The organism is Streptomyces sp. NTD107 (assembly GCF_059510435.1).
This window is the reverse complement of sequence record NZ_JCAJZV010000004.1, coordinates 465548-475455: the sequence shown is the minus strand read 5'-3', so window position 1 is coordinate 475455 and position 9908 is coordinate 465548. Positions and strand designations below refer to the sequence as shown.

Annotated in this window: 11 protein-coding genes and 2 pseudogenes; 5 read left to right on the top strand and 8 right to left on the bottom strand. The window is 68.4% G+C overall.

Going from position 1 to position 9908, the window contains the following annotated elements:
- Positions 1–205: 205 nt before the first annotated feature.
- Positions 206–642, bottom strand: a pseudogene (locus AC5WRL_RS12190) (ABC transporter permease); the annotation flags it as partial.
- Positions 643–651: 9 nt separating this feature from the next.
- On the bottom strand, positions 652–1017 hold the full coding sequence (locus AC5WRL_RS12185; RefSeq protein WP_496088440.1) for a DoxX family protein: 366 nt from the start codon (positions 1015–1017) through the stop codon (positions 652–654).
- Between the two features lie 108 nt (positions 1018–1125).
- Between AC5WRL_RS12185 and AC5WRL_RS12180 the strand changes: the two genes are divergently transcribed.
- Together AC5WRL_RS12180 and AC5WRL_RS12175 are read left to right on the top strand one after the other, a co-directional pair.
- Positions 1126–1527 carry a winged helix-turn-helix transcriptional regulator gene (locus tag AC5WRL_RS12180; RefSeq protein ID WP_496088439.1) on the top strand — a complete coding sequence of 134 codons (402 nt, stop codon included), beginning with the start codon at positions 1126–1128 and terminating at the stop codon, positions 1525–1527.
- Between the two features lie 47 nt (positions 1528–1574).
- Positions 1575–2456 (top strand): SDR family oxidoreductase, encoded by an 882-nt coding sequence (locus AC5WRL_RS12175; protein ID WP_496088438.1) that lies wholly within the window; start codon positions 1575–1577, stop codon positions 2454–2456.
- Between the two features lie 615 nt (positions 2457–3071).
- On the opposite strand, the gene AC5WRL_RS12170 is transcribed toward AC5WRL_RS12175, so the two are convergent.
- The 5 genes and pseudogenes from AC5WRL_RS12170 to AC5WRL_RS12150 all read right to left on the bottom strand — a co-directional run bounded on the left by AC5WRL_RS12170 (position 3072) and on the right by AC5WRL_RS12150 (position 6560).
- Positions 3072–3743, bottom strand: coding sequence for a 2-phosphosulfolactate phosphatase (locus AC5WRL_RS12170; protein WP_496088437.1), 672 nt, complete (start codon positions 3741–3743; stop codon positions 3072–3074).
- Between the two features lie 123 nt (positions 3744–3866).
- The gene (locus AC5WRL_RS12165; protein ID WP_496088436.1) at positions 3867–4337 is read right to left on the bottom strand and encodes a Rossmann-fold NAD(P)-binding domain-containing protein; all 471 of its coding nucleotides are present in this window, start codon (positions 4335–4337) and stop codon (positions 3867–3869) included.
- Between the two features lie 299 nt (positions 4338–4636).
- Positions 4637–5107, bottom strand: a complete 471-nt coding sequence (locus tag AC5WRL_RS12160) for a DUF5959 family protein (protein WP_496088435.1) — start codon at positions 5105–5107, stop codon at positions 4637–4639.
- Positions 5108–5187: 80 nt separating this feature from the next.
- Positions 5188–5937, bottom strand: a pseudogene (locus tag AC5WRL_RS12155) (helix-turn-helix domain-containing protein).
- A 125-nt stretch (positions 5938–6062) separates the two neighbouring features.
- Positions 6063–6560 (bottom strand): DUF6624 domain-containing protein, encoded by a 498-nt coding sequence (locus tag AC5WRL_RS12150; protein WP_496088434.1) that lies wholly within the window; start codon positions 6558–6560, stop codon positions 6063–6065.
- Between the two features lie 1009 nt (positions 6561–7569).
- On the opposite strand from AC5WRL_RS12150, the gene AC5WRL_RS12145 reads away from it, so the two are divergent.
- The 3 genes from AC5WRL_RS12145 to AC5WRL_RS12135 are packed head-to-tail and all read left to right on the top strand — an operon-like array spanning position 7570 to position 8869.
- Complete coding sequence (locus tag AC5WRL_RS12145) at positions 7570–8442, top strand: helix-turn-helix domain-containing protein (RefSeq protein WP_496088433.1); 873 nt, start codon at positions 7570–7572, stop codon at positions 8440–8442.
- On the top strand, positions 8420–8641 hold the full coding sequence (locus AC5WRL_RS12140; RefSeq protein WP_496088432.1) for a DUF397 domain-containing protein: 222 nt from the start codon (positions 8420–8422) through the stop codon (positions 8639–8641). The genes AC5WRL_RS12145 and AC5WRL_RS12140 overlap by 23 nt, the downstream gene beginning before the upstream one ends.
- Positions 8642–8653: 12 nt before the next feature.
- Entirely contained in the window at positions 8654–8869 is a 216-nt protein-coding gene (locus AC5WRL_RS12135; protein ID WP_496088431.1) for a DUF397 domain-containing protein, read from the top strand.
- A 97-nt stretch (positions 8870–8966) separates the two neighbouring features.
- Here the strand turns inward: AC5WRL_RS12135 and hemC are convergent, their stop codons facing one another.
- Positions 8967–9902: a hydroxymethylbilane synthase gene (hemC, locus tag AC5WRL_RS12130; protein ID WP_496088430.1), complete on the bottom strand. Its 936-nt coding sequence runs from the start codon at positions 9900–9902 to the stop codon at positions 8967–8969.
- Positions 9903–9908 lie beyond the last annotated feature (6 nt).

Genomic DNA, 9908 nt, shown 5'->3' with positions numbered 1-9908 from the left:
GGGGTGCCGTCACAGTCCCGCCTGCTCCGCGCCGCCTGGCACAGGGGGCACCTCCCAGGCCCCGAGGGCCTGGGACATCACCCGCGATGCACCGGCACCGGACGCCGCGGAGCCCGGCGCTGCGTTGCTGACACCTCCCGGCGCGGCCGGATCCCGTCGTACCCCCCGGCCCGGTGCGTACCACCGGGCCGGGGGCGTACGACGGTCAGGATGTGGCGAGTGCCCAGGTCGGTGGGAGACGGGCGGCGCGCAGGGCCGGGTAGAGGCCGGCCGGCGTGCCCATCGCCAGGGTCACGCCCAGCCCGCCGGCCAGTGCCAGGGGCGGCACCACGGTCGGCCACGCCCGGGCCGTCACGTACCCCGCCGTGACCCCGGTGCCCAGCAGTACCCCGCCGGCTCCGCCCAGCATCGACAGCAGTGCGCACTCCGCCAGGAACTGGCCGCGGATCGGCCCCCGGGTAGCGCCCAGCGCGCGCCGCAGGCCGATCTCGCCCCGGCGTTCGAGTACCGAGATGACCATGGTGTTGACCGCCCCGAGTCCCAGCAGCAGCCCGGTGAACGCCTCATCGGTGGCCTGCCTGGCGGCCGGCGCGTCGGATGGGAGACGGCCACCTCGTTGGGCGCCCTCGGGCTGGCCGTGGCTCGACTGGGTCACAGCCAGGTGGTCCCCAGCCATCCGGCGACGGCGGCGAGTACCAGCAGGGCGATGTTGAGCCCGATCAGCCGGGCCTCGCCGCGCGCGACATGGACCACGATGCCCCCCACCTGAATGAGGACGAGCCCGACCGCCGCCGCGATCGCGAGCCCGGGCGCCACCCCGGTCAGCGGCGGCAGGATCAGCCCCGCCGCGCCCAAAACCTCCAGCGTCCCGATCGCACGGACGGCCGGCATGGGAACCCGGTCCACCCAGCCCATCATGGGCCGGAGCTGCTCCTGGCTCCGCGCGATCTTCATTCCGCCGGCGTAGAGGTAGAAGGCCGCGAGCAGCGCGGCGACGATCCAGTAAGCGACGTTCATGAGGGCTCCCCGGCGCAATAGTTACTGAACGGAAGTTGCCTCATGGTGAGTCACTATGGAGAGGCTTACAAAAGGCACACGCGTGTGCGGAACGCACAGGGGGTTGTCATGTCGCGGTACGAGCACACCTGCATGATCCGGGGCGACGGCGGACGCACCATCCGCACCGTCCTCGACCGGATCTGCGACAAATGGACGCTGCTGATCGTCGCCACCCTCGACGCGGGCCGCCTGCGCTTCACCGATCTGCACCGGCAGATCCCCGGCATCTCCCAGCGGATGCTCACCCTGACCCTGAAGAACCTGGAGCGCGACGGCCTGGTGTCCCGGACGGCGTACCCGGAGGTCCCGCCGCGCGTCGAGTACGAGCTGACGCCCACCGGCCGCAGCCTCATCCCGCCCGCGCTGGCGCTGGCCGGCTGGGCGATCGAGCACATCGAGGAGATCGAGGCCAGCCGGACCGCGTACGGCGAGCGGGGCGGCCCGAGTGCGGGTCCCGCCGCCCCATGACACGATCACCGGGGATGAGATGACACTCAGTGACCGGAGGTGCGCGCATGCGGGTTTTCGTTACGGGGGCGTCCGGCTGGATCGGCTCGGCGGTCCTCCCCGAACTCATCGGCGCGGGCCACCAGGTTCTCGGCCTCGCCCGGTCGGACGCCTCGGCCGCCGCCGTCACCGCCACCGGCGCCGAGGCGCTGCGCGGTGACCTGACCGATCCGGAGTCCCTGCGGGCCGGCGCCATGGCCTGCGACGGCGTCATCCATCTGGCGTTCATGCACGATTTCAGCGACTTCGAGGGCGCGGTCCGGACCGACGCGCGCGCGATCGAGACGCTGGGCGCCGCGCTCGAAGGGACCGGCAAGCCGCTGGTCATCACCGCCGGAACACCGGCGGTGCCCGGGAAGGTGGCGACCGAAAGCGACACGGCGGAGCCCGGCTCGATGGCGGCGGGCCGGGAGGCCAACGCCGCCCTCGCCCTCGGCCTGGCCGACCACGGCGTCCGCTCGTCCGTCATGCGGCTGCCCCGTTCCGTACATGGCGAAGGGGACGCCGGCTTCATCGCCATGCTGGTCGGCATCGCCCGCGACAAGGGCGTGGCCGGTTACGTGGGCGACGGCTCCAACCGCTGGCCCGCCGTCCATGTCCGGGACGCCGCCCACCTGTTCCGGCTGGCGCTGGAAGTGGCCCCCGCCGGGACGGTGCTGCACGCGGTCGGCGACGAGGGCGTGCCGATCCGCGACATCGCCGCCGTCATCGGCCGCCAACTGAACCTGCCGACCGCCACCGCCCCTGCCGACGACTTCGGCTTCCTCGGTCCCCTCCTCGCGCTCGACCAGCCGGCGTCCAGTGCGGCCACCCGCGAACACTTCGACTGGCGGCCAAGCCGGCCCGGCCTCATCGAAGACATGGAGCAGGGCCACTACACGGCCGGCTGAGCGAGCTGTCTTGTTGGGAGCCCAGGGCGGGTGCGGGTGCGGGGTTACGGCGGCACGGGTCCGTTCTCATGAAGGTTTCGCTCCCCCCATGCCCTGTTCGCCGGTTGGTGGTGGGTGTCACTACAGACAACGGCAAGGGGAGGGGTCGTGGGCGGCGGGGCCGTTTTTGCCGAGACGGTTGCTCGCTCCCACGCGGGTAGTCCCGACCGGGCGCATCCCCGCCACGTTTGCGGGTGGCCGACCCGTCGGTGGGGGCGGGCGTGGCGCGCAGCAGCCCCTGGCCGCACACCGGATCCCATCCCGCGCGTTTCGCGGGGAAACCGCCCTTCCCGGCCGGCGCAGCCCCGACCCGACGCGGGCCGCTTGGCCCCGGTGGTCTGCCCAGGCGTGTTGTGGTGACGATCGGGGACGGAAAGGTGCCGTTCAGACACGGCCGGGAGCCCTTCGGCGACACTTTTCCCACCACATCCGAGGCGACTCGGGAGACTGGACCGGATGTGATCGATGCCAACCGCTTCGAGTCACTGTGTCTGCCTGGGCGGCCGGTTGGAGCTTTCGTCTGTGATCACTTGGCCTCGGTACTTAGTTCGTGATGGGAAATGCGCGCGACGACGGTCATGCGCAGGGACGCAGGACCATGATTGAGTCTTCCAAGGCCGCCACCATGGCGAAGGGGAACCGGTCGAGCTCAAGACAGAGAGCGACGTCATCAGGATGAACTCCCTGTCGTACGCCCTCGGTCAGTTCGGCGGCGGCGAGCGAGTTGGCGGCGCGGGCGAGGTACCCGGCAGCATCCGTCTCGGCCTCGGTGGTCCGCCGGGCGATGTACTGGGCGCAGGCCAGGTCCTCCTCGGCCTGCCCGTCCTCGCCGGTGACCACGAACGTGACACCGTCGCCCTCGCGGGTCCGCAGAACCCGAGCCGTCGCCTCCGCCACGACGAAGCTTGCGCACAGCACCAGCGACGCGTCCTTGACCGCGAGGGCGCCGACCGTCCCCGCCGTCGTCTTCTGCACCACGGTTCGCCCGCGAAGGTCGACGGGCCGCAGCAGGCCCGGCGAGTTGACCAGGTCGAACCCGGGCGCGGGCGGCCCGTCCTTGAGCGCCACCCGATCCGGACGGCGAGCCTTGACCGCCAGGGCGTCGTCCAGCGACTCGGCGAGAATGATCTTCTCGGCCCCCTGGGCAAAGGCCCAGGCGGCCACGGTGAAAGCCCGCATGACGTCGACCACGACCGCCACGGCCGGGTCATCGCGCAGCTGGGCCATCCCCACGAAACGAGCGTCCATTCCGCTGACCCTACGCGGGTCGCGTAGTCCGAGACCGAGACCGAGAGCGCTCGCCGGGAGGTGTATTGCCGAATTGGCTGATCGGCAGGACGAGTCCGGGTGGAGTCCGATCGTACGCCACGGCTACCACCGCGCCAGGAGGGTCACCACAAGGTCACCAAGAGCGTCGGCCTCGCCGGTGCCAGGGATGACCCCCGAAGCGATCGTCACCGTCCCCGAGTGGGTTCCCCGCGGCTTGAGTTCGGCGTGCAGGGTGTGTGCCCAGTTGTGCGGGCCGGCCATGGCCATACCGACGTTGGCCAGAAAGGGTGCGGGGACAGTTGAGGGGACGCCGGTGGTCAGCAGCAGCGTGCCGTCACCCCGGGCCGGCATCTCCGGCGCCCAACACATGCAGCTCCATTGCGTGGAGGCCGAGTCGGCCGTGGTCGGTGCGGCGTGAGTGATCGGCCCGGTCGGGCTGGGACTGTATTCGAGCACGTCGATCGGTCCCAGCATGTCCCGCGTCACAGAGGGGGCGGCGGTGACGCCCAACTTCCTCTTGGTACGGGCGATCAGTCCGACCTGAAACCCCTGGATGCCGAACGCGCGAGCCACCCCCATTCCCAGCCCGGGGCGGCACCGATGACAACGAGCCGGACGAGGAAGCGTGCTGGGAGGTGCTCAAGATCCTCGGATTGATCGGCAGTAAGTGGAGCATCCGGATCATTGGCCAACTCCGCGACCATCCCTTGCGCTTCGGCGGATTGCATCGCGGCGTCAAACGCGACGGCCTGTTGATCCGCACCGTTGACCCAGCGTTCCCACACGCGTGGACTACACGCTCAGCGACTCGGCTCGACACTCCAACTGAACTTGAACTCGTGATGTCGGCTCGACGGGACGAGCGGTGCTGTTCAGCTCTGGCGGGTTGTACGCCATTCGTACGTCATGGGGGTCGTCTCCACGACTTCGCTGGGCCAGGTCTGCCGGACCTGTTCAAGCCGGTCGTGGTGCTCGTCCATCCAGTTCTCCAGCGGCCGGATCCACAGCATTGCGCTGAGCCGGTCGGGATCGTTGATCGCCACGGCCAGGGAGCGGTCCTCGTGCATGTGGAGGACCAGGCTGAGTCCGCGGTCCCCACCGATGAGCGCGCTTGTGCCAGGGGCGAAGCCGTTGAGTTCCTGCTTCCAGGCGTCGAGGTCGTGCTGGAAGAGGTGGAGCTCCAGGCGGGCATCGACGAAGTCGGCGTGGGCCAGGACCTCAGCCCGGAGCACGTCGTGGCCGGTCAGCACCCCCGGTTGGTAGCGCCCGGTGACACGCACGATGCAGTGGTCGCCGTCCACGTCCTTCAAGTGGATCAGGTCGACCGCGTCTGGTTCGGTCACCGTTGGCCTCGCTCTCTGGTGCGGGTCTGGCAGTGCATCCTCCCTCACCGTCGTTCTCACGGTCCCCCCAGCCCCCGCAGTCATGCTTCGAGGGCCAGGCCAGTGCCTGCGAGACAGCTGTCGATCACCTCGGGCCGATACTTGCAGCATCTTGAGCTTGCGTTTCACGGCCCGGGTGATCTGGCCGAGGTCGGCCACAGCGAGATTGCCGATGTGGCGCTTGACCAGGGACCAGACGCCCTCCTGAGGGTTGAGTTCCGGGGCGTAGGCCGGCAATTGGAACACGGCCCGCCATCGACACGCGTCCGGAGCCGCGTTTCCGTACCCGGACGACGGGGGGTCTGGCCGATCCGGTCCCAGGTCCTGGCACGCGGCGGAGTCATCGACTGCCCGGCTTCGTCCTCGAAGACCACCCAGGCGTCGCGCTCCGCCGCGATGCTCTTACCCGCGGCCAGGTCTCCTTCTTCCAGACCTCGACCGCCGCGTCATCTCGCTCGATGGCCCGCCGGGCGGGCTGCTGCAAGGTGCCCTCCACGGCGTAGCTCACGTGGATCAGCCGGGCGATCAACGTCCTCACCCGGGCGAGGGCCCACCGCTGATCCACCCAGCCATGAACCAGCGGACCGCGTTCCAACTTCCGCTCCAGCATGGCGATCTGCTTCTCACCGAGCCCCGGCCTCACCGCGCTCGCGCCATTGCCGGCGCCACCGCTCCACCGACCGCTCGCTGACCCGCAACGCGGCAGCGATCTCCCGGTTCTTCTCCCCGCCCTCGAAGCGTTCCACGGCCTGTAGCCGAACCCGCTCCCGAACGGCCCCGACATCACCCATTCAAGTCCAGAAGCACCGACCTGAAGCCCCCCGGAACGAACGTGATCAGGTCCGCGCCGAAGAACGTTCGGCCTCGGCGGACCATTGCCGGGTAATGATCCGCCGGACGTCGCCGGAAAGGACCGTCAGGCCCTCGGGAACTTCGCGACGTAGTCGGCGAAGGGCTCGATACCCACTTCCGCACGGAGTTCGTTCATACGCTCGGGGTCTTCGCACGGCCACGGAACCGGTGACCCGTCCTTCACGCCCGCGATCTGCGTGCCGTAGACCTGCTTGCGGCCCTCGTTGACCAGCGTGCGGTCGCGCAGAAAGGCCAGTTCGCGTGAGTCCGCCGGCACGGCGCGCGCCATCAGGTCCAGGGCGCGCCGCTGGATGTCGAGTTGCCGGTCGGCGTGCTGGGCCACCAGCCACGCTGCCCGTGCGGCGTCCTCGCCGACTAGTTCCGCCGTCGGCCAGCCGAACTCGTTCATGATCTCGCCGAGTCGGTCACCGTGCCGCGCGGTCAGGCGGCGCCACGCCAGTTGATCGGCCGGATCGTCGCTGTTCGCGCGGATGGAGGTCCGCTGATCGGTGACAGCCATGTCCGTGAGTTCGGCCGCCAGCGCGGCAATGTCGTGCGCCACTCTCAACTCCTGCTTTTGGCGAGGTGTGTTGTGCTCGCTTTCCGCAACCCTAAAGTCGCAAATCAGGCGCAAGGATCATTCGGGAGAACGGTGACAGGGGCCGCCGCGTCCATGGATAATGGATCTACGCGGAAGTTCAGAGTGTCACCTTGCTGTCCACCACAGCGCGGCACCGGCTGCTATCGCGGCGGTCGTCACCGCGAAGGTGACAGCACTCCGCCCCAGGCCGCGGCTGGTCGGCTCGGTCGGCGGAGCCGGTTCGGGATCGGGATACGTCCGCACCCACTGCGCCAAGTCTCGGGTGCACGGCTCACAGGCCAGAAACGGCGCGTGCCGTCCGCCGTTGATCACCGGCCCGAGCCACTTCACGGGCAGGTCCCGCCTCCGGCACATCAGACAACGGCCGCGCTCGGTCCAGCCGGTCAGGAAATGCGTGCTCGTCCAGACCTGAAGCGCGGGCACGGGCGCCACCGGGCTCATCGATCCCCCCGCCGACGACGGTACGCCCGCACCGGGGGCGGGCTGACGCGGGTCGCGGTCAGCGAGGAACGACCGTGCAGGGTGAGGCTTTCCCCCGTCGAGAACCGGACCCGCTTCCCGCCGTTCGCCAACCCCTGCAAGTCCACCACCGTCATGGTCCTTCCACCCACGGTGATCGCGTCCCCCACCCGCACGCTGTCGGCCGTGATCTCCACGGCCCGACTCCACCCGCTTTCCTCAAAGCCCCTCACGACGCCTCCCGATGGGTACGTACGTTCGGCCGCCGATGCCCAATCTCCTTGAGGTGCTGCCGCACCTCCTGAAGAAGTACCTCGACCGGATCCGCCAACTCCCCTGAATCGGCGCCCTGTTCACCCTCCCCAGGATCATGTGGTGGGGGGCATGGGGCCGTTGCTTTGGCCATAGGGATCACCTGCCGTAACTCATTGCTGTCGGCCATGTGTGTCTGGTTACATCATCGCCAGGTGGACGTGTTTGTGCACGTTGGTGCTGTCACCAATCGTGCTGGGTGACATTGGTTGACCAAGGGAGGTGCAGGCAGGTGGAATTGGCCGGCGATGAGGAAGAACTGACGCCAGAGGTACGAGTGGGCCGAAAGGTAAGGCAACTCAGGGAGCAGCGAGGGTTGTCACTCCGTCGCCTGTCAAAGGAGGTGAGCGGCTACTCCTACAGCTATATCCATCGGGTCGAGCAAGGACAGCAGAAGCCCTCGACGGCTTTGGTGCGGGCTTTGGACGACTTCTTCGGCACTTGTGGGACGCTGGCGGAGCTTTACGGTCTGTCACAAGAAATGCGGGTAGCACAGTACAGTCGTGAGACCGTCCGCAAGGAGCAGGACGCGATCCGGATTCAGGTCTTCACGAGCAGCCATATCCCCGGGCTCATGCAGACTGAAGAGTACGCCAGGGAGCTGTTTCGAACGGGTCTTCCGCCATCGTCTGGAGCGGAACTTGATCAGTGGGTTGCCAGTCGCATCGATCGACAGCACATCTTCAGCCGAATCGAACCACCCTATTACTGGGCAATAATGGATGAGGCGGCACTCCGACGTCCCACAAAAGACAAAAGGGTGATGTGTGCACAATTGGCGCACGTACTGCGTTTCGCGGAGAAACCGTATGTCACGGTTCAGGTGTTGCCCTTTGGGGAGGGCCTGCACCCAATGTTGGGTGGAAGTCTCACCCTGCTGACGCTGCGGGACGGAGCAACTGTCAGTCTGGTGGAGAGCTTTGATACGGGCGACCCCGTAGGATCACCGAGGCGGATCGTGGATCTCAGTCAACGGTTCGACCTGGCGCGTTCCAAGGCTCTTTCCCAGAGTGATTCGGCCGATCTCATTCGCGCCTACTTGAAAGGGTATGAAGGTGAAAGCGATTCCTGACGCATCCGCTCTCGCCACTTGGCGTAAGTCGAGCTACAGCGAGAACGGAGCCGGAGGCTGCATTGAGGTGGCCGACAGCCACCCCGGCGTGATGCCCGTGCGTGACTCCAAGAACCCGTCCGGTCCGGCGGTGATCTTCCCCGTGGCTGACTGGTATCGCTTCGTTTCTGCGGTCAAGGATGGCAAGTTCACCCTCTGAGGGGAGTAGGGAATGACGGCGATTCCTGACGCGTCGGCGCTGAACGGTTGGCGTAAGTCGAGTTTCAGTGACAACGGAGAAGGCGGCTGCATCGAGGTGGCCGACAGCCACCCCGGAGTGATGCCCGTGCGTGACTCCAAGAACCCCACGGGCCCGGCAGTCGTTTTCCCTGCGGACAACTGGTCGTGCTTCGTCTCGGCCGTCAAGAACAGCCAACTCCCCCTCTGAACAGCGCACTCGGCCCCCGTACCGCTCCCCGGTACGGGGGCCGCCGTGTTTCAGGGGGAAACAGCGTGTGACACGGGGCTGCCCGTGTCGCCCGGGCTCAGTGGGGGATGGAGGCGATCAGGTCGGTCGCGCCCTGGCGCTTGAGGGCGAGGGCGGTAGCGGTGCCGAGGTCTTCGGGGCTGAGGGAACCGGCCCATTCGTGGGCGTCCAGCATCTGTTTGCCGTCCGGGGAGAAGACCCGGCCGCGCAGGGACAGCCGGCCGTCCGGTTCGGCCTGGGCGTAGCCGGCGATGGGGGAGTTGCAGTGGCCCTGGAGGACGTGGAGGAACATCCGCTCGGCGGTGGCCTCGCGCCAAGTCGTGTGGTGGCCGAGGTCGGTCACCGCGTCGATGGTGGCGTTGTCGTTCTCGCGGCATTGCAGGGCGAGGATGCCGGCCCCGATCGGCGGGCACATCGCCTCGGCGCTCAGGATCTCGGTGATGCGGGCCGTCTCGTGGATGCGCTCCAGGCCGGAGACGGCGAGGAGCAGCGCGTCCGCCTCGCCGGCGGCCAGTTTGGCCAGGCGGGAGTTGGCGTTGCCCCGGATCGGGACGGTCTCCAGGTGTGGGTGGGAGGCGGCGAGTTGGGCGATCCGGCGTACCGAGGAGGTGCCGATCCGGGTGCCCGCCGGGAGTTGGTCGAGGGTGAGGCCGCCGGGGTGGACGAGGGCGTCGCGGACGTCGTCGCGCTTGAGGTAGGCGGCGAAGACGGTGCCGGCCGGCAGCGGCCGGTCGGCGGGGATGTCCTTGAGGCAGTGCACGGCCAGGTCCGCGTCGCCGGCGAGGAGCGCGGCGTCGACTTCCTTGGTGAAGGCGCCCTTCCCTCCGAGTGCGGCGAGATCGCCCATCCACCGGTCGCCGGAGGTGGTGACGGGGACCACCTCGGTGCGGATGCCGGGGTGGAGGGCGGTGAGCTCGGCGCGGACCCGTTCCACCTGGGCGAGTGCCATCGGGGAGGACCGGGAGACGATACGGATCAGCTCAGCAGGTGCCATGGGCGT